The 17767-nt window shown below is 65.4% G+C and carries 14 protein-coding genes and 2 pseudogenes; 10 read left to right on the top strand and 6 right to left on the bottom strand.

Annotated elements, in window-relative coordinates; all coding sequences use genetic code 11:
- Nucleotide 1: 1 nt before the first annotated feature.
- Nucleotides 2-1480, bottom strand: coding sequence for an aldehyde dehydrogenase (locus V5F63_RS01990; RefSeq protein ID WP_394101424.1), 1479 nt, complete (start codon nucleotides 1478-1480; stop codon nucleotides 2-4).
- Nucleotides 1481-1604: 124 nt separating this feature from the next.
- On the opposite strand from V5F63_RS01990, the pseudogene V5F63_RS01985 reads away from it, so the two are divergent.
- The 3 genes and pseudogenes from V5F63_RS01985 to V5F63_RS01975 form a co-directional block, all read left to right on the top strand.
- A pseudogene (locus V5F63_RS01985) lies at nucleotides 1605-1790 on the top strand (helix-turn-helix domain-containing protein); the annotation flags it as partial.
- A 12-nt stretch (nucleotides 1791-1802) separates the two neighbouring features.
- Complete coding sequence (locus V5F63_RS01980) at nucleotides 1803-2324, top strand: IclR family transcriptional regulator (RefSeq protein WP_394101604.1); 522 nt, start codon at nucleotides 1803-1805, stop codon at nucleotides 2322-2324.
- Nucleotides 2325-2388: 64 nt separating this feature from the next.
- The gene (locus tag V5F63_RS01975) at nucleotides 2389-2718 is read left to right on the top strand and encodes a hypothetical protein (RefSeq protein ID WP_209487463.1); all 330 of its coding nucleotides are present in this window, start codon (nucleotides 2389-2391) and stop codon (nucleotides 2716-2718) included.
- Here V5F63_RS01975 and V5F63_RS01970 read toward each other — a convergent pair.
- A complete protein-coding gene (locus V5F63_RS01970) occupies nucleotides 2702-4642 on the bottom strand; it encodes a helix-turn-helix domain-containing protein (protein WP_209487462.1) in 1941 nt (646 codons plus the stop codon). The genes V5F63_RS01975 and V5F63_RS01970 overlap by 17 nt on opposite strands.
- A 319-nt stretch (nucleotides 4643-4961) precedes the next feature.
- Here V5F63_RS01970 and V5F63_RS01965 point away from each other — a divergent pair, with 319 nt between their 5' ends.
- From V5F63_RS01965 to V5F63_RS01955, 3 genes are all read left to right on the top strand, one after another.
- Entirely contained in the window at nucleotides 4962-6218 is a 1257-nt protein-coding gene (locus V5F63_RS01965; RefSeq protein ID WP_209487461.1) for a CaiB/BaiF CoA transferase family protein, read from the top strand.
- A 1-nt stretch (nucleotide 6219) separates the two neighbouring features.
- A complete protein-coding gene (locus V5F63_RS01960) occupies nucleotides 6220-6984 on the top strand; it encodes an enoyl-CoA hydratase/isomerase family protein (RefSeq protein ID WP_209487460.1) in 765 nt (254 codons plus the stop codon).
- A 164-nt stretch (nucleotides 6985-7148) separates the two neighbouring features.
- The gene (locus V5F63_RS01955) at nucleotides 7149-8402 is read left to right on the top strand and encodes an ABC transporter substrate-binding protein (protein WP_432445328.1); all 1254 of its coding nucleotides are present in this window, start codon (nucleotides 7149-7151) and stop codon (nucleotides 8400-8402) included.
- A gap of 51 nt (nucleotides 8403-8453) precedes the next feature.
- On the opposite strand, the pseudogene V5F63_RS01950 reads toward V5F63_RS01955, so the two are convergent.
- Together V5F63_RS01950 and V5F63_RS01945 are read right to left on the bottom strand one after the other, a co-directional pair.
- Nucleotides 8454-8672 (bottom strand): annotated as a pseudogene (locus V5F63_RS01950) (transposase); the annotation flags it as partial.
- A 238-nt stretch (nucleotides 8673-8910) separates the two neighbouring features.
- Complete coding sequence (locus tag V5F63_RS01945) at nucleotides 8911-9561, bottom strand: TetR/AcrR family transcriptional regulator (protein WP_209490140.1); 651 nt, start codon at nucleotides 9559-9561, stop codon at nucleotides 8911-8913.
- A 96-nt stretch (nucleotides 9562-9657) separates the two neighbouring features.
- Between V5F63_RS01945 and V5F63_RS01940 the strand changes: the two genes are divergently transcribed.
- Nucleotides 9658-11253, top strand: coding sequence for an ABC-F family ATP-binding cassette domain-containing protein (locus V5F63_RS01940; protein WP_394101423.1), 1596 nt, complete (start codon nucleotides 9658-9660; stop codon nucleotides 11251-11253).
- A gap of 155 nt (nucleotides 11254-11408) precedes the next feature.
- The gene (locus V5F63_RS01935; protein ID WP_394030915.1) at nucleotides 11409-12827 is read left to right on the top strand and encodes an aldehyde dehydrogenase family protein; all 1419 of its coding nucleotides are present in this window, start codon (nucleotides 11409-11411) and stop codon (nucleotides 12825-12827) included.
- A gap of 32 nt (nucleotides 12828-12859) precedes the next feature.
- On the opposite strand, the gene V5F63_RS01930 is transcribed toward V5F63_RS01935, so the two are convergent.
- The gene (locus tag V5F63_RS01930; protein ID WP_394101422.1) at nucleotides 12860-14182 is read right to left on the bottom strand and encodes a sensor histidine kinase; all 1323 of its coding nucleotides are present in this window, start codon (nucleotides 14180-14182) and stop codon (nucleotides 12860-12862) included.
- Nucleotides 14179-14919, bottom strand: coding sequence for a response regulator (locus V5F63_RS01925; protein ID WP_394101421.1), 741 nt, complete (start codon nucleotides 14917-14919; stop codon nucleotides 14179-14181). The genes V5F63_RS01930 and V5F63_RS01925 overlap by 4 nt, the downstream gene beginning before the upstream one ends.
- Nucleotides 14920-15112: 193 nt before the next feature.
- Between V5F63_RS01925 and V5F63_RS01920 the strand changes: the two genes are divergently transcribed.
- A complete protein-coding gene (locus V5F63_RS01920) occupies nucleotides 15113-15880 on the top strand; it encodes an alpha/beta fold hydrolase (protein WP_394101420.1) in 768 nt (255 codons plus the stop codon).
- A gap of 108 nt (nucleotides 15881-15988) precedes the next feature.
- Nucleotides 15989-17743 carry a cytochrome c biogenesis protein DipZ gene (locus V5F63_RS01915; RefSeq protein ID WP_394101419.1) on the top strand — a complete coding sequence of 585 codons (1755 nt, stop codon included), beginning with the start codon at nucleotides 15989-15991 and terminating at the stop codon, nucleotides 17741-17743.
- Nucleotides 17744-17767: the final 24 nt, after the last annotated feature.

The following is a 17767-nucleotide window of genomic DNA, read 5'->3' as shown; positions in this document are numbered from 1 at the left end:
CTCAGCCCAGGATGAAGGGGTTGGAGCGGTTTGGTTTGGTGGTGATCCACACGCTCTTGGTCTGGAGATATTCCTTGATCGCCTCCACGCCGCCCTCGCGGCCGAGGCCGGAGCGCTTGTAGCCGCCGAAGGGGGTGGCGAAGCTGGTGGAGCGATAGTTGTTCACCCACACGGTGCCCGCCTTCAGGCGGTCGACGCACCACAGGGCGCGGTGCAGGTCCTTGGTCCACACGCCGGCGGCGAGTCCGAATGGCACGTCATTGGCGATGGCCAGCGCCTCGTCCTCGTCCTTGAACTTCAGCACGCAGACGACGGGCCCAAACACTTCCTGCTGCGCGATGCGCATGTCGTTGCGCACGTCGGTGAAGATGGTGGGCGCCACGAACTGCCCCTGGCCGTAGTCGGGGCCGGACAGGGCATAGCCGCCGAGCGCGAGGGTCGCGCCATCCTCCTTGCCCATCTCGATCATGCGCAGGATCTTCTCGTACTGCGCGCGGGTGGCGATGGGACCGACCTGGGTCTCCATCAACGCGGGATCGCCGATCTTCGCGTCCTTCACCACATCGATCAGGCGGGCGAGGAAGGCGTCGTGGATGCTCTCCTGCAGCAGCAGGCGGGAGCCCGCCATGCAGGTCTGGCCGGAGGCCCCGAACACGCCGGCCACCGCCCCCTTCACCGCCTGCTCCAGGTCGGCATCGTCGAACACGATGTTGGGCGACTTGCCGCCGAGTTCGAGCGTCACCTTCTTCAGGCCGGGCGCGGCCGCCTCGTTCACCTTCTGCCCGCCGATGTCGCCGCCGGTGAAGGCGACCTTGGCGGTGAGGGGGTGGCGGACCAGGGGCTCGCCCACTTCGGGGCCGAAGCCGGTCACAACATTCACGACGCCCTTCGGAAAGCCCGCCTGCTCAGCCAGCTTCGCCAGCTCCAGTAGGGAGGCGGAGGTGTATTCCGAGGGCTTGATGACGATGGTGTTTCCCGCAGCCAGGGCGGGCGCCATCTTCCAGGTGGTGAGCGCGAGGGGAGAATTCCATGGCGTGATGGCCAACACCACGCCCAGCGGCTCGAGCTTCGTATAGTTGAAGACGTCTGCCTTGTTGATCGGCACCACGTCGCCGCCGACCTTGTCGGCGAGCCCCGCATAATAGTGGAACCACTGCGCCACGTTGCGGACCTGCCCCGCGACCTCGGCCATGAGCTTGCCGTTGTCGCGCTGCTCGATCCTGCCGAGCAGGTCCACATTCTCCTCGATCAGCCCGGCGAGCTTGCGCAGCAGCGCGCCGCGCTGGGTGGCGGTGAGCGAGGACCATTCCGGCGAGAGGAAGGCGCGGTGGGCCGCCTCGACGGCGCGGTCGGCATCGGCGGCGCTGCCGCGGGGGATCAGCGCCCAGGCCTCGCCCGAGAAGGGCTCGCTCGTCTCGAACCACGCGCCGGACGCCGGATCACACCATGTGCCGTCGATGAAGAGCTGATAGCGCTCCACTCACGCCTCCCTGAAAATTCTGCTAGACAGAACTAGTTTCTTTCTAGTAGAACTATCGCCACAAGCCGGGCGTGTCAACCGCCGCCCGAGCGTGCGTCGGCATGGACGGGGGGGGGGGGGCGGTATGTCTTCAGACGGGGAGAAGGACGCGAAGTCCGCGGGCGGAGTGGAGGCGGTAGACCGCGCCTTCCGCATCCTCGGGGCGTTCCGGGATGGCGACACGGCGCTCAGCCTGCACGAGCTTTCCGAGCGGACGGGCTTCTACAAGAGCACCCTCTTGCGCCTTGCCGTGTCCCTGGAGCGCGCAGGATGCCTAGTGCGGATGCCGGACAAGACCTACGCGCTGGGCTTTGAGGTAATGCGACTCGGCAGCCTCTATCAGCGCAGTTTCAGGCTCGACCGGCACGTCCGCCCCATCCTGCGCGAGCTGGTGCGGGAGACCGGGGAGAGCGCCTCGTTCTTCCATCGCGACGGGCCGGTGCGGGTCTGCCTGTTCCGGGAAGATTCCAATCAGCCCATCCGCGACCACATCCGCGAGGGCGACGTGCTTGCCCTCGACAAGGGCGCCGCCGGGCATGTGCTGACGGCTTTCTCGCGCTCCCGGGACGTGGCGGAGCGCCGGGCGCTGCTCGCAAATCTGCCCTTGGTCTCTCAGGGGGAGCGGGACACGGAAACAGCGGCGATCTCGGTGCCGGTTTTTTCCGGCGGCATCGCTCTTGCGGGGGCGTTGACGATCTCGGGCCCGCGCACCCGTTTCACACCCGCTCAGATCGCGATCATGTCCCCCGTTCTGCTTGCCGCCGGACAGGAGCTGACAGCCATCCTTGGCGGCCAATGGCGATAGAGCGTGTTCATGTTTCGCTGAATTACCAATATTAGCCAGGCCTATTCAAGCTGGCGCTCCGAGAGTGCTGTCGGCAGCATTTTCGGAGAACAGCGACGTCTTCCCCAAGTCGGCGTATTGGCGCCTCTTTATTTTCACCCAAGGTTCCGACGCCTCGAAAGACCCGGTGGAACAGCCACCCGGTCTGAGAGAAATGTCCGCAGTTGGGCGGCAGGTGAAGGTCGCTCTGAACCGCCCCGTTACTGAGGCGGCCATTTTCATGGGCTACATCGGCGGGACTGATCCGGGGCAGGTGTCGCTTCTGCCGGCGCGCGTCGAGGATCACGCGACCCGGGATGCGCTGCTCTGCAACGTTGGTTTTGAAGCCAGTTCGGCCATCAGCATCCCCGCCTAATGGCGTTGAGGCGCAGCGCCAAATGAATGTCGAGCGTGCGTCCAGCTTCGCTCCAGTTCGGAGCGATCTCGCCGATGCTTTCCAGGCGCTGCCGCATGGTGTTCACGTGGATCCCCAGCGAGGCGGCGGACTTATGAAGGCTGTGGCCGTTGTCCATATAGGCAAGCAGCGTCGCGGTGAGCCTGCTCTTCCGCCGGAGGTCGTGTTCGATCAGCGGGCCCACTGCGGACATGACGAACTGCTCGATGGCATCTTCGCCTTTTTGCTCGAACAGCAGGGCGTAGATGGAGAGCGTCTTCTCGAACATGATCTGCCCCGATTGTCCGATCGTGTGCATCAGTGCGCAGGCGCGGAGTAGGGCCTGGTAGGCGGCCGGGACGCCGTCGAGTTCGGGAACGGGCGCGGAGATAACGATGCTGAAGCGCGTTTGAAACGCCTCGTCCAGCGCTTCCGCAGCCCGTTCGGCGAGACCCGAGGGATTGCTGACGCTGGTCACGATCACCACGTCGCCGTTGAATTCAGCCAGGATAGTATCGCGGCCGCCAAGCCCGGAGCGCAATGCGGACGAGATTCGGGTTGCGGGCACATCGCCCGCGTCTACCAGCAGGAGGGTTATCGGCCATGATAGAGCGACCCCGCTCGGCAGCCGCCGCGCGCATTCCGGCGTGAAAGGGTCCGTGGCGCCACGCAGCAAGGCTGCGACGATGTCCGAGACGTTCCGGTAGGTGGCTTGAGCCACCCGCTCCAGTGACATGAGGACAATACCGGAAACAAGGGCGCTGCGTTCAAGCGTGCGAACCTCCGATTCTGAAAGTTCCCGCTTTCGGGTCAGGAGCAGCGCTCCCAACCGCGCCGAGCCACCCATCACCGCCGCCACGCGGGTCATATCGCCCTCGGCACTTCGCAGGGAGACCGAACGGCCAAGCACCGCACTGTCTCGGATCGCCTTGGCAAGGTCCTCATCGGCCAGATCCTCCGGCAACTGGCCACAGGTGAGGCGACGGCGGTCGTCCAGCATGCAGGCATCGCCCTTGAGCAGATTGGAGACCCGTCGGGTTAGGTCCTCCAGAGAACCGCCGCGGGCAATCAGTTCGGTCAGTTGCTCGTGGGCGACGGCCGCTTCTTCCACATCCTCCGCCTTGGCCGTGAGAGCCGCGTTGGCCTGCTTCGCGATGCGCAAGGCGCGCCGAGCCTCTTCCAAAAGTCGTGCATTCTCGATGGCGAGCGCGGCGAACGTGGCGAGCGAGGACAGCACGGCGATCTCATGCGGCGTGTAAGAACGCGCGTAGCGGTCGCCGACAAACAGCACGCCAATGACCTGGGTCTCCAGCGCCAACGGAACGCCCAGGATGGAGACAATCCCCTCTCCGGCGGTGGCGCAGTCGATTCCGCGGTCATGGTCGAACTTCGTATCGGCCGGATAGTTGCTGGACTGGAATGGGCTGCGGCTCTTGGCGACGCTCCCGCACACGCCGATGTTCCTTGGAACGCGGATCGTGGCGAAGTCGCGCGAGATCACGCCCTCGGTGGCGCGCACATAGAAATCGCCATGCTCCTCGTCGGCCGCCGAGAGGTAGGCGATGTCGCTTCCCGAAAGCTGCTTAGCGCGCTGGACGATGGCGCGGAGCACCTGGTCGGTATCGCGCAGCCCCGCAAGGTCCCTCGCGGTCTCGTTCAGCGCGGTCAGTTCACCCTCGCGCTTGCGCTTCTGCTCGGCGCTATCGCGAAGGCGGGTCGCGACGGCGATGTCGGAGAGCAATTCCCGGGCGGCATCAGCATTGCGTACCTGGCGCCGAATATCGTCAGCGAGACGCTCGAAGCTGGAATTGGCAGCGTTCTCGTTGAGAAGGCGGAGGAGATTTCGGTAATATGAAACCGAATCAGGCGCCGCGTGAGCCGCAGCCCTCGTGAGCTGGATCGACATCTTTTCCTCCCCGGGGCGCACGTCTTCTTGGCCGTTTCCAGCCCGGATGCTAGCCCACTCTCGCACGAACAAATGGTACATGAATGGTGATAATGCACATCATTCGCACTTCCAAATGTGCCACAGCCATATTTCTCCGTCCCGCGAGCCCCCCCAAACTGGCAGGCTGAACAATGGACCGAAGCGCCGGGCGCTATCGCCGTGAGACCGCCTGAGACGCGGGGGTGTCGGACGGGGTTGGAGCGTGCTGAAACTGCAGGGTCGGCGCCGGGGCCGAGATCAACAAGGGCGCGGGACAACCTCGCCTGGGGAGGTAAGCATGCCGCTCGATTTTCCATCTGCCACGGGGACCAGTTGCACCCCGGCTGATGCACCGCGAGGGCCTCTGGCGGGGCTGAAGGTGCTGGACATCACCCGTGTGGTCGCGGGTCCATACTGCGCCATGCTCCTCGCCGATCTCGGCGCTACCGTCATCAAGGTCGAGCACCCCGACGACCCCGACTATGCGCGCACGTTTCCGCCTTTTGTGGCCGGCGAGGACGCGGGGTTGAGTGCCTTCTTCACCCAGTTCAACCGCAACAAGCTCGGCATCTCGCTGAACATGAAGACGGAGGAGGGCAAGGCGCTGCTAAAGCGTCTGGTGCGCGAGGTCGACGTGCTGGTCGAGAATTTCCGGCCCGGCACTATGGAAAAACTCGGCCTCGGCTATGAAGTCCTTCGGCTGGAGAACCCGAAGCTCGTGTACACCGCCATCAGCGGTTTCGGACGTACCGGTCCGAACTCCTCCCGCCCAGCGTTCGACAATACAGGTCAGGCCGCTGGCGGGCTCTGGTCCATGAACGGCTATGCCGATCGACCGCCAGTGCGGGTCGGGACAATCATCGGCGATCTCGCCGCCTCCCTCTATGCCGCCATCGGGACGCTGGCTGCGCTCCGGGTGGTCGAAAAGGGCGGCGAGGGCCAGGTGGTCGACATCTCCCAGCAGGACTCGGTGTTGAGCCTCACCGAAAATGCCGTAGTGCGCTACACGACCAAGGGCGAGGTCGCCACGCCGCTCGGCAGCGAACATCCCTTCGTGCGCCCCTACGGACAGTTCCCCTGCAAGGACGGATACGTCTTCTTCGGCGGCTATACGGACAAGTTCTGGCGCCTCACCTGCCAGATGTTCGGCGAGCCTGAGGTGGCCGCCGATCCGGCCATCGACACGATGGAGAAAAGGTTCGACCCGGTGGTGGCCGAAACGCGGGTACGGCCGATCCTCGAGCGCTGGTTCAGCACATACACCAAGGCGGAACTGGAAGAGATGGCGGGCGACACGATCCCGCTGAGCGCGATCAAGACGATTGCAGAGGTGGTCGAGGATCCACACATCGCGGCGCGCGAGATGATCGTGAATGTGCCTCTCGGGGCCGAGATGGTCCGCATGTTCGGTCAGCCCGTGAAGCTCTCCGCAACGCCCGCTACGACCTTTGCCAAGGCGCCCGACGTCGGCGAGCACAACGCCTTGGTCTATGGCGACCTCGCCGGCCTGTCCGCCGAGGACCTGGCGCGGCTTGCGGATCAGGGAGCGATCTGACGTGGCGATCGAACTCACCAAGGACGGCAACGTCGCCACCATCCGCATCGCCAGACCCGACAAGCTGAACGCGTTGTCGCTTCAGATGTACGAGGATTTAGGCAAGGCCTTTGCCGAAGCGCGGGACGATGACACCGTCCATGCCGTGGTCCTCACCGGTGCAGGGACGCGGGCCTTCTGCGTGGGCGCCGACCTGACCGAGTCCATTCCCGCCCTTGCGAGCGGCCGCTTCGACATCAGCGCCTGGGATCCGGCCCACCTCAAGGGGCAGCGCTTCCACAAGCCCCTCGTCTGCGCCGTGCGCGGGCTCTGCATTGGCGGTGGCTTCGAAATCATGCTCGCGAGCGACATCCGCATCGCCTCTTCGGACGCGGTGTTCCAGTTGCCGGAGCCGGTTCATGGCTTTGTGCCCGCCGGCGGCACACTGGTTCGCCTCGTCCGGCAGATCGGCTATGCCCACGCCATGGAGATCATGCTGACGGCGAGGCGCTTCTCTCCGGATGAGATGGTCCGGTTCGGGGTTGTCAATCAGGTCGTTGCACCCGAGGTGGTAGAGACCCGCGCGCACGAAATTGCCGACGGGATCGCAGCGCTCAGCCCGACCGCCATACAGACCATCAAGGAGGCGGCGCTGACGCTTCAGGACGCGTCCTGGGACGAGGCCTTCGCACGCGAGGCGGCTCTCGGCCAGCGGACCTTCACGAGCGAGGACGCCAGGCGGGGCCTCGCCGCGTTTGCCAGCCGTGCGGAACGTGGCAAGCACTGAGCCCGTTTCCAACGGAGGTATGTGGGATGGGCACAGCACTGGGCTCAACCCAGTGGCTTTCCCACATTGTGTCCAAGGATCGGCCACCCGTAAGATTCCGCAGCCGCCGCAGAGCTTAGCGCCCGAATAGGTGCGGCCCACAATAAATTCAAAGGGATGGATCAATGGCCAGTCGTGGGATGAAACGTCTCCGTCACGCTCTCACCGTGTCGGCGGCTCTTGCGCCGATGGCGCTCGTCGCGGCCTCGCTCGCCGCCGCACAGACACCGAAGATCTCCGACGATGTGGTGAAGATCGGTCTGATTGAGGATATGTCGGGTGTCTATGCCGATATTACGGGGATGGGAGCTGTAACGGCCGCGAAAATGGCGGTCGAGGAGTTCGGCGGCAAGGTACTCGGAAAGCCCATCGAAGTGGTTTTCGCCGATCACCAGAACAAGGCCGACATCGGCGGCGCCATTGCCCGTCGCTGGTTCGATTCCGAAAACGTTGACGCGATTCTGGATGTCGCCTCTTCCTCACCGGCGCTGGCAGCGCTTGAAGTGGCGAAGGACAAGAAGAAGATCATCGCCCTCAGTTCGCCCGGCTCGATCCGCATCACGAACGATGCCTGCGGTCCCTATGTGATTCACTGGGCGTATGATTCCTACGCGATCGCGAACAGCACCGGCACGGCCCTGGTCAAGCAGGGGAATAACAGCTGGTATTTCATCGTGGCCGACTATGCGTTCGGACACAGCCTCGCCAAGGATACGGGCGACGTGGTCACCGCCAACGGCGGCAAGGTCCTCGGCAGCACGCGGCTACCGGTCGGCACGACCGATTTCGCGTCCGCCCTGCTGCAGGCGCAGGGCTCTGGCGCCAAGGTGGTGGCGCTGGCAAACGCCGGTGCCGACACCATCAACTCCATCAAGCAGGCCGCCCAGTTCGGCATCACGCAAAGCGGACAAAAGCTCGCCACGCTCGCCGGATTTATCAACGACGTCCACGGCCTGGGGCTGAAGGAGGCGCAGGGCCTTACCATCACCGAGGCAAGCTACTGGGACATGAACGACGACACGCGGAAATGGTCCCAGCGCTTCTTCGAGAAGATGAAAGCCATGCCCAACATGCTCCAGACCGGGACCTACTCGGCGACCTTGCATTATCTCAAGGCGGTCGAAGCAGCCGGGACGGACGAGACTGAGGCCGTCATGCGCAAGATGCGCGAGATTCCGGTCAATGATGTCTTTTACAAAAACGGGAAGATCCGCGTGGACGGCCGCATGGTCCACGACATGTATCTGTTTCAAGTCAAGACGCCCGCGCAATCGAAAGGCCCCTGGGACTACTACAACCTGATCGCCACGATCCCGGGCGACCAGGCGTTCCAGCCCCTTTCCCTCTCGACGTGTCCTTTGGTTACAAAGAAGGATTGAGGCTCGCACTAGGCTCCAGATCTGGCGCCTAGTGCGAGGCGACTCTCCAGGCGCGTCGGCGAGCATGCGCTTCAGCTTGGCGCTCTCGTCCTCGAGCTCGCGCAGCCGCTTGGCCTCCGACACGTCCATCCCGCCGAAACGGGCCTTCCACTTGTAGATGCTGGCATCGCTGACCCCGTGCTAGCGACACAGGTCCGAGACCGGCACCCCGGCCTCGTGCTCCTTCAGGATGCCGATGATTTGCTCCTCGGTGAAGCGGCTGCGCCTCATGTTCTGGTCCTCTCATTGGGCCAGAACGAACTTCAAGCTGGATTATGATCCTCCCCCGTTTTTGTGGATACACAAACAAAATGTGGGGCAAATTGAGGGGGTCGCGACCACGCGTCGAATTAAGTCTTTGTTTTGTTGGGTTTTAAAGGTATCTGGCGGGCCGCGAGCGACCAAGAAGAGAACTACGTGTACGCCATAGCCCTATGACCGCGTCTGCGCGTGCGGGTTTCCGACCAGTTCACGCGCGCGCCCCGTCCGTGGCCGTTACGGCGAGGAAGGCGGCCCACCGTCGGTCGAACAGCAACGTCAGCACCTCCCCGTCATCCTCCTCGACGGGTGCGAGGCGGAGGCGGTTGTTCACGCCTTCGAGCAGATCGATGAGGAGCCCGGTAATCTCGGCGGGGCTCTCTGCGCGCAGCAGCCCGGCCTCCTGAGCCGCGCCGATCGCCTTGCTCAGCGGCTCCAGAGCCCGTTCCGACCAGAGGGCGAGGCGGTGCCTCAAATTGGCGGACAGGGCCGCCTCGGCACAGACGGACAAATAGAAGGCGGCATATTCCCGGCGGCTGCCGATCTCGACATAGCGGTGGGCCACGCGGCGGAGCGCCTCCAGCGGATCCCCGGTGTCGCCGTCGACCGACGCCGCCAGCAGCGCCTCGCGAAAGGCATGCATGTCGCGTTCGACCACGGCATCCAGCAGGGCCTGCTTGCTCGCATGGCGGCGATAGAGAGTGTGCTTGGAGATGCCGAGACTCGTGGCGATTTCTTCCAGCGAGGTGTTCGCGATGCCCTTTCGCCCGAACGCCGCCCGGGCGCCGTCAAGCAGCCGGGCATCCAGCGCCGCGGCCTGCTGTCGGCTGGGCCGCCCCCCCGGCCTTGGCGGTGAGTTCATCCTGTGCTCCTGGTCGAAACGGCACGGTATCGTTGCGTTTTCGGCGCCCACCTGATAACAGCACGATATCGTGTCGTTTTCTAGAGGCATCCGAACGTGGCATCAATCCGCCTCGCCGGGCTCACCTGGCTCACCCCGGCCGGGCAGCCGCTCTTTTCCGGCCTCGATCTTGTCTTTGGCCAGGAGCGCACGGGGCTTATCGGCCGCAATGGGGTCGGCAAATCCACGCTGCTGAGGCTCATTGCGGGTGAACGGACGCCGGCGGCGGGATCGGTGCATGTGGATGGCACGGTGTATTTTCTCCGCCAGACGGTACGGCCGCCGACCGGGCAGACGATCGCCGATCTGTTCAAGATTTCCGATGCGCTGGCGACGCTGCGGCAGGCGGAGGCCGGCCGGGCGGAAGCGGGCGAACTCGCCGAGGTCGATTGGCTTATCGAGACGCGCATGCAGGAGGCGCTGGGCCGCATGGGGCTTGACGCGACTGCCGACGCCCGGCTGGATCGATTGTCAGGTGGTGAGCAGACCCGCGCGGCGCTCGCCGCCGCGCTGTTCGCCGCACCGGACTTCCTGCTGCTGGACGAGCCGACCAACAATCTCGACCGGGCGGGTCGGCAGGCGGTCGTGGAGCTTCTTCGCGGCTGGCGATCCGGGGCGATCGTCGTGAGCCATGATCGCGACCTGCTTGCACATGTCCATGCCATCGTCGAACTGTCATCGCTCGGCGCGACCCGCTATGGCGGCAATTGGGACCTGTACCGAGCGCGCAAGCAGAGCGAAGCCGATGCCGCGCAGCACGCGTTGGCCGAAGCTGACAAGCAGGTTGCGCAGGCGCGCCGCAAGGCGCAGGCGGCGCTGGAACGCCAGGACCGCCGCGACGCTGCCGGTGCCCGCGATGGCGCGCGCGGCGATCTTCCACGCCTGCTGCTGGGGGCGCGCCGCGAACGGGCCGAGGCCAGTCGGGGCCACGGGTCGCGCCTCTCCGACCGCCGGCTCGCGGAAGCGTCCGATGCGCTCGCGGAGGCGCGCTCGAAGGTCGAAGCCTTCGACAAGCTCCGTGTCGTTCTGCCGTCGACGCAGTTGCCGGCGGGCCGGCAGGTTTTGCGGCTTGATTCAGTCACCATGGGGCACGAGGTGGATCGCCCCCTGCTTACGTCCCTCTGCTTCGCGATGGTCGGCCCGGAGCGGGTCGCCATCGTCGGGCCGAACGGCGCCGGAAAAACCACTCTGCTGAAGCTGATAGCCGGTACCTTTCCTCCTCTGGAGGGCGGCGTGGATCTGGGTGTCTCCATGGCCATGCTCGACCAGAACGTCACCCTGCTCGATCCCGACCTGACCATCCGCGATAATTTCATGCGCCTCAATGCCGGGAGCACCGAGAATGCCTGTCGCGCCGCCCTTGCCGCCTTCCAGTTCCGCGCGGACAGCGCGCTGCGGCAGGTGGGGACGCTGAGTGGCGGACAGACGCTGCGCGCCGGGCTCGCCTGCGTGCTCGGGGGGCCTCACCCACCCGCACTGCTTGTCCTCGACGAGCCGACCAACCACCTCGATCTCGATTCCATCGACGCCGTTGAGGCCGGCCTGCGCGCCTATGACGGCGCTCTGCTCGTCGTCAGCCATGACGAGCATTTCCTCGCCAGTATCGGCATCGAGCGCCGGCTGGAACTCGGCGAACCGAGCCGGCGCACCTAGGGGCGGCGGGCGTCGCCTCGGGTGCATTTTGCCGGGCTTTCCGGCCATCGCGGCGGGCACGGCGGGCCTAGGCTCATGAGAGCCGGCGATCTGGCCGACGATCCCGATCCCTGGTCGCGGCGCCTTGGGGGCCGCATCCAATCAAGGAACACAGCATGCGAATCATCAGCACGGCCTATATCGCGGGCCGCTTCGTCCCGGTTCAGGGGCGCGAGTGGCTCGACGTCGTGGATCCCGCGACCGAGAGTGTCATCGCCAAGGCCCGCCTCGCCGACCGGGAGGATGCGCAACGCGCGATCGAGGCAGCCCGGCGGGCCCAGCCCGACATTGGACGGAGCAGCAAACAACAGCGCATCGAGATGCTGCGGCGGCTTGAGGCCGCGCTCGCGGCCCGGTCCGCCGATATCGCCGAGGCCACTATCGCCGAATATGGCGCTCCCGCCGCGCGCATCGGCTTCGTCACTCAATACGCCTCGCAGGTCTTCGGGTCGATGGCCCGGATCCTGGAGGACTACAGCTTTACTCGAGAGATCGGCGATGCCTGCGTGCGCCTGGAGCCGGTCGGCGTATCGGCGCTCATCGCGCCGTGGAACAGCGTCGCCGGAACGATCTGCAGCAAGCTCGCCTCCGCCCTCGCTGCGGGCTGCGCCTCGGTCATCAAGCCGAGCGAGTTCAGTCCGCTCCAGACGCAGGCGGTCACGGAAGCGCTGCATGGCGCCGGCCTGCCGGATGGCGTGGTCAATGTCGTTACCGGCCGTGGCGCCGATGTCGGCGATGAACTGGCCACTAACCCCCACGTCGCACGGATTTCCTTCACCGGATCGACCGCTACCGGCAAGATCATTGCCCGTGCGGCGGTTGACAGCATGAAGCGGGTCAGCTTGTCGCTGTCGGGCAAATCCGCATCGATCATCCTCGACGATGCCGACCTTGCCATCGCCGTGCCGCTGGCGCTTAATGGCGGCTTCAACAATAATGGCCAAGCCTGTATCGCGGGAACCCGGATCCTCGTTCCGCGCAGCCGCCTCGCCGAGGTGGTTCAGTTGGTGGGGTCGACCATCGCCGGCTTGCACGTTGGCGACCCGCGCGATCCCTTCACCACGATCGGTCCCGTCGCCAGTCAGGCGCAATATGATCGCATCCAGCGATACATCGCCCGCGGGCTGGAGCAAGGCGCCAGAATCATTGCTGGCGGCGAAGGCCGGCCCGAGGGGTTTCAGAGAGGCTATTTCGTCAGGCCCACCATCTTCGCCGATGTGAGCAACGACATGGACATCGCGCGGGACGAGATCTTCGGCCCGGTGCTGTCAATCATCGCCTATGACGACGAAGAGGAAGCGATCGAGATCGCAAATGATTCCGCCTATGGTCTCTATGCCTATGTCTTTTCCGGCCATCGCGAACATGGGCTGAAGGTGGCGGATCGGCTGCAGGCCGGCACCGTGCTCGTTAACACTCTGCGGCCCGAGCTGATTGCTCCCTTCGGTGGCGTCAAGCAATCCGGCATCGGCCGCGAGTTCGGGGTCTTCGGCCTTGAATCCTTTCTGGAGCCGAAAACGGAGGTCGCGGCGTAACGCAGCTCAACGGCGATCGTGGAGTTCTGACGTCAACCGAGCCGAAGCGTCGCCGCGAGCCCGCCTTCCGGGCGGTTGGCAAGGGTCAGCGTGCCGCCGATCGCCTGCGTCAGTTGTTGGGCGATGGCGAGGCCGAGACCGGTGCCGCCGGAATCGCGGTTGCGCGAGTGTTCCAGCCGGTAAAAAGGCTGCATTACGGCGTCGATCTTGTCCGGGGGAATTCCGGGGCCGTCATCCAGCACGGCGATGGAGACGATCCCGCCGGCGGTGCTTCTCACCTCAATCTGCGCCTCGCCGCCGAATTTCAGCGCGTTATCGATGAGATTTGTCAGGATGCGGCGCAGCGCATGCGGCCGTGTCGTCACCACCAAATCAGCCGCTTCGACAAGGCGCACCGCTTTCCCGATGTCCTGATAATCGAAAACGAGGCTCTCGATGAAAGAGCGGAGGTCGATGCGGGCCGGCTTTTCGTGATGGCCATGCGCGCTGCGGGCATAGGCGACGCCTTCGCGCACCAGCCGCTCGATCTCCGACAAGTCGGTTGTGAGCTTGTCTTTCTCGGGACTTTCCTCCGCCATCTCCGCGCGCAGCTTCATGCGGGTGATTGGTGTCTGGAGATCATGAGAGATGGCAGCGAGAATTTGAACGCGCTCCTGCAGGTAATGAGCGATCCGGTCATGCATCGCGTTGAAGGCGCGGGCGGCATGGGCCACTTCATGCGGCCCGCCTTCTTCCAGCCGATCGGCATCGCGAGCCGGATCGAGCGTCTCGGCGGCATTGGCGAGGCGCCGCAGCGGCTGGATCGCGAGACGGACGGCGAACCATGTGCTGAGGATGAGAAGAACGAGCTGGAGCGCGAGCACATAGGGCAGCCAGTTCGCCAGCGGCATGAGACTCGGCAATATGTCGATCGTCACCACTGAGCCGTCACTCAGAGTGACATGGGCCTGCAGGTGTTCCCGCCCCTCGCCGGGGAGACTGTCGACGCGCACCGGGAAGCGGCTTCCGGCCGCGGCATTGATCGTTCGGGCGATCTCGGTCGCGCGCGCGCTCAACTCCGGGACGCCGGGCAAACCAGCCCCTAACTCGTAGTGATAGTTGTTCCGGGCCAGAACGGGCAGCCATGTCTCGCGTTCATCGGCGGGTAATCGGTCGAGCAGGGCGATGGAGGTGGCGACGTCATATTCGAGCGACGTCAGCATCGCCGCCCTGGCGCTGGTCGTGCGTTCATAGAACAGCACGGCGAAGGAGAGCGCATGCGCCGCCGCGAGGCCGGCGAACAGAATAAGGAAGAGCCGCCAGCGCAGGGTTCGCGGCAGACGCGGCAGCGCGCGCAGGCGGGCGCCGCCCTTCATCGTCGCGCCTGTGTTATTTCGACCGGCATCGCCAGCACATAGCCTTCGCTCCGAACGGTCTTGATATAGGCCGGCTCGCGCGCATCGTCGCGCAGGCGCTGGCGCACTCGGCTCACCAGCAGGTCGATGGAACGCTCGAACAGCTCAGCCTCGCGGCCCTGCGTGAGGTTCAGCAACTGGTCGCGGGACAGCACCCGCTGTGGGTGGTCGAGGAACACGCGCAGCAGCCGGTACTCGGCTCCGCTCAATGCCACCGCCGTGCCTTCGCCATCCAGCAGATGGCGCGCCACGGTGTCGAGGCACCACTCGCCGAAGGTGAGCAACTGCCCGGCCTCGGTGACTTGGAGATTCGGCGGCAGCATGCGGGCGCGGCGTAGCACCGCCTTGATGCGAGCAAGCAGTTCGCGCGCCGCGAAAGGCTTGGCGAGATAATCGTCGGCTCCCATCTCCAGGCCGACGATGCGATCTGTCTCATCATTGCGGGCGGTCAGCATCAGCACCGGCGTCGTCTTGTGCCGGCCTGCGCGCAGTTCGCGGCACAGGACCAGCCCGTCATCCCCCGGCATCATGATGTCGAGCACGATGAGATCGACGCGGTCGGCGTCGAGAAAGGCACGCATCTGCCGGCCATCGGCGGCGATGGTGACGCGAAGGCCGTTCTTCCTGAGATAGCCGGACACCAGATCGCGGATTTCGCGGTCGTCATCGACGATGAGGATGTGGTCGATATGTTCCATTGCGGCTCAACCCCGTCTTCCGCCCCCTTCTAGTGGGGGCGCGCCCTTGATGCGGAAGCGATTTGTATCCGCATGTATCCGGCCGCGACCGCGTTACGTGCGCAGACAACTTCGGGCGGAGGTGAACAACTCCCGCCTACATACCCGTTGTACCGACCCTTCATTGAATTTAACCCAATGAAGGAACCCGCCCATGCCTGTCCGCACGATTCCCGCCGCCATCGCCTTAGGCCTGATGGTCGCCGTCGCCCCGTTCCCGGCGTTTGCCGAACCTATCAAGAACGTCGTGATCGTCCACGGCGCCTTCGCCGACGGCTCGGGATGGCGCAAGGTGTCGGACATCCTGTCGGCCAATGGCTATCGCGTTTCGATCGTGCAGGAGCCGGAGACCTCGCTCGCCGACGATGTCGCGGCCACCCGTCGCGTGCTGGCATTGCAGGAGGGTCCGGCCGTGCTGGTCGGGCACAGCTATGGCGGCATGGTGATCACCGAGGCCGGCCGGGACGACAAGGTCGCTGCGCTGGTCTATGTCGCCGCTTTCCAGCCGGAACGGGGCGAGACCCTCGCCGCGCTTGGTGCCAGCAAGCCGGTGCCGGGTGCCGACCCGCACGCGATCAAGGCGACGCCGGACGGCTATCTCTATCTCGATCCCAAGGCCTTCCCGGCCGCCTTCGCCGCCGATCTTCCGAAGGCGGAGGCCGATTTCCTCGCCCGCTCGCAGGTTTTCACCGCCAAGGGCGCCTTCACCACCGCCGTCGGCGAGCCGGCGTGGAAGGCAAAGCCGAGCTGGGCCATCGTCGCGACGCAGGACCGCTCGATCAATCCCGATCTCGAACGCGAGATGGCCAAGCGCGCGGAAAGCCGGGTGCGTGAAGTGGAATCGAGCCACGCGGTCTATCTCTCACGCCCCGAAGCCGTCGCCGAAGTGATCGCCGAGGCAGCGACGGCGCCCGTCAAGTAGCGCCGCGCCTTCCGGCGGCCCCGCGAAACCCCCTTTCCTCGCCTGCCGCGCGCCGCGCGGCAGGTTCCGCCGCGGGTGCCCGCCCGCCGAAACCGGACGAGGCCCCCCATGCTCCTGTTTGCCATCTCCTATCTCGCCGGCGGGCTGACCCTCCTCAGCCCCTGCATCCTGCCCGTCCTGCCCTTCGTCTTCGCCCGTGCCGAAGCCTCGTTCTGGCGCGGCATCCTGCCGATGCTGGCGGGCATGGCGGCCACCTTCGCGCTGGTTGCCACTCTGGCCGCTGCGGGCGGCGGCTGGGTCGTGACTGTCAATGAGATCGGTCGCGCCGCTGCCGTGGTGGTGCTGGTGGTGCTCGGGCTGTCGCTGCTTTCCCCCGTGGTGGCGACCATCGTCGCCGCGCCCTTCGTGGCGTTGGGCATTCGCCTCTTGCCCAACCACGAGACCGGGGAGGTGAATGTCGGCGGTTCGCTGCTCCTCGGCGTCGCGACCGGCCTGCTGTGGGCACCGTGCGCCGGCCCCGTTCTTGGCCTGGTGCTGACCGGTGCCGCGTTGAACGGCGCCAATGGCCGGACCACCCTTCTGCTCGTCGCCTATGCCGCCGGTGCCACCACGTCGCTGGCGGTCGCGGTTCTTGCGGGCGGGCGCGTGCTGGCCGTGATGAAGCGCTCGCTCGGCATTGGCGAGCGGATAAGGCAGGCACTCGGCATCGCGGTACTTGCCGGTGTGGTCGCGATCGCATTCGGATTCGATACCGGCGCTTTGGCGCGTCTTTCCTACGCCAGCACTGCCGGCATCGAGCAATCGCTGCTGGAGCGCTTCGGCGCTTCTCCTGCCCCCGTCAGGCAAGAGGGTCTGGCTCTCAACGACGCGACAGTGCCGGCTTATCAGAGCCGCCTGCCGGTCGAAGGCGCGCTGCCCGCGCTCGACGGTGCGACGGCCTGGCTGAACTCCGCGCCGCTGACCACACAGTCACTGCGCGGCAAGGTCGTGCTGGTCGACTTCTGGACCTACTCCTGCATCAACTGCATCCGCACGCTGCCCTATCTGCGCGCCTGGGCCGAGACGTACAGGGAGCAGGGCCTCGTCGTCATCGGCGTGCATTCTCCTGAGTTCGCCTTCGAGAAAAAGATCGACAATGTAAAAGGGGCGATTGACCGCTTCGGCATCACCTATCCGGTGGCGGTCGACAATGAATTCCGCATCTGGCGCGCCTTCCGCAACAATTACTGGCCGGCGCTTTACTTCGTCGATGCGGAAGGCCGCATTCGCCACCACCAGTTCGGCGAGGGTGGCTATGAGCGATCCGAGGAGGTGATCCGCGAACTGCTGGCCGAGACCGCAGGTCATCGCCCGGCACAGGCAGACGAGGTGGCGCCTCACGCCTCCGGTGTCGAGGCCCCGCCGGACCTCGCCGCGCTTCGATCGGGCGAAACCTATCTCGGCTACGCGCAGGCGACCGGCTTCAGATCCCCGCAAGGTCTCGGCATGGATCAGCCGCGCAACTATACGATCGGCGATCTGGCGCCGAACACATGGGGGCTGTCCGGCACCTGGACCATCGCCTCCGACCATGCGGAAGCCAAGGCGCCCGATGCGGCCCTCGCCTATCGCTTCGAGGCGCGCGACCTGCACCTTGTCCTCGGACCCTCTGCCGATGGTCGGCCGGTCCGTTTCAGAGTGACGTTGGATGGCAGCCCGCCGGGTGCCGACCATGGGGCGGACACCAATGCTGACGGCTATGGGGTGATAGCGGACACGCGGCTCTATCAGCTCGTGCGCCAGTCCGGCTCAGTGCGCGTGCGCCGCTTCGAGATCCGATTCCTGGCGCCGGGCGCGCATGCCTATGCCTTCACCTTCGGCTGAAGGCGGCTCGATACAGTCGCAGAC

Origin of the sequence: Xanthobacter wiegelii (assembly GCF_043193855.2) — a bacterium.
Taxonomy (GTDB): domain Bacteria; phylum Pseudomonadota; class Alphaproteobacteria; order Rhizobiales; family Xanthobacteraceae; genus Xanthobacter; species Xanthobacter flavus_A.
This window is presented reverse-complemented; position numbering and strand designations above follow the sequence as displayed.

What these genes read in the sequence shown, in the direction of transcription:
- V5F63_RS01945 (WP_209490140.1), bottom strand. Translation starts at nt 9,561, where the DNA reads ATGAACTCACCGCCAAGGCCGGGGGGGCGGCCCAGCCGACAGCAGGCC.
- V5F63_RS01930 (WP_394101422.1), bottom strand. Translation starts at nt 14,182, where the DNA reads ATGAAGGGCGGCGCCCGCCTGCGCGCGCTGCCGCGTCTGCCGCGAACC.
- V5F63_RS01980 (WP_394101604.1), top strand. Translation starts at nt 1,803, where the DNA reads ATGCCGGACAAGACCTACGCGCTGGGCTTTGAGGTAATGCGACTCGGC.
- V5F63_RS01915 (WP_394101419.1), top strand. Translation starts at nt 15,989, where the DNA reads ATGCTCCTGTTTGCCATCTCCTATCTCGCCGGCGGGCTGACCCTCCTC.
- V5F63_RS01965 (WP_209487461.1), top strand. Translation starts at nt 4,962, where the DNA reads ATGCCGCTCGATTTTCCATCTGCCACGGGGACCAGTTGCACCCCGGCT.
- V5F63_RS01970 (WP_209487462.1), bottom strand. Translation starts at nt 4,642, where the DNA reads ATGTCGATCCAGCTCACGAGGGCTGCGGCTCACGCGGCGCCTGATTCG.
- V5F63_RS01955 (WP_432445328.1), top strand. Translation starts at nt 7,149, where the DNA reads ATGGCCAGTCGTGGGATGAAACGTCTCCGTCACGCTCTCACCGTGTCG.
- V5F63_RS01925 (WP_394101421.1), bottom strand. Translation starts at nt 14,919, where the DNA reads ATGGAACATATCGACCACATCCTCATCGTCGATGACGACCGCGAAATC.
- V5F63_RS01920 (WP_394101420.1), top strand. Translation starts at nt 15,113, where the DNA reads ATGCCTGTCCGCACGATTCCCGCCGCCATCGCCTTAGGCCTGATGGTC.
- V5F63_RS01935 (WP_394030915.1), top strand. Translation starts at nt 11,409, where the DNA reads ATGCGAATCATCAGCACGGCCTATATCGCGGGCCGCTTCGTCCCGGTT.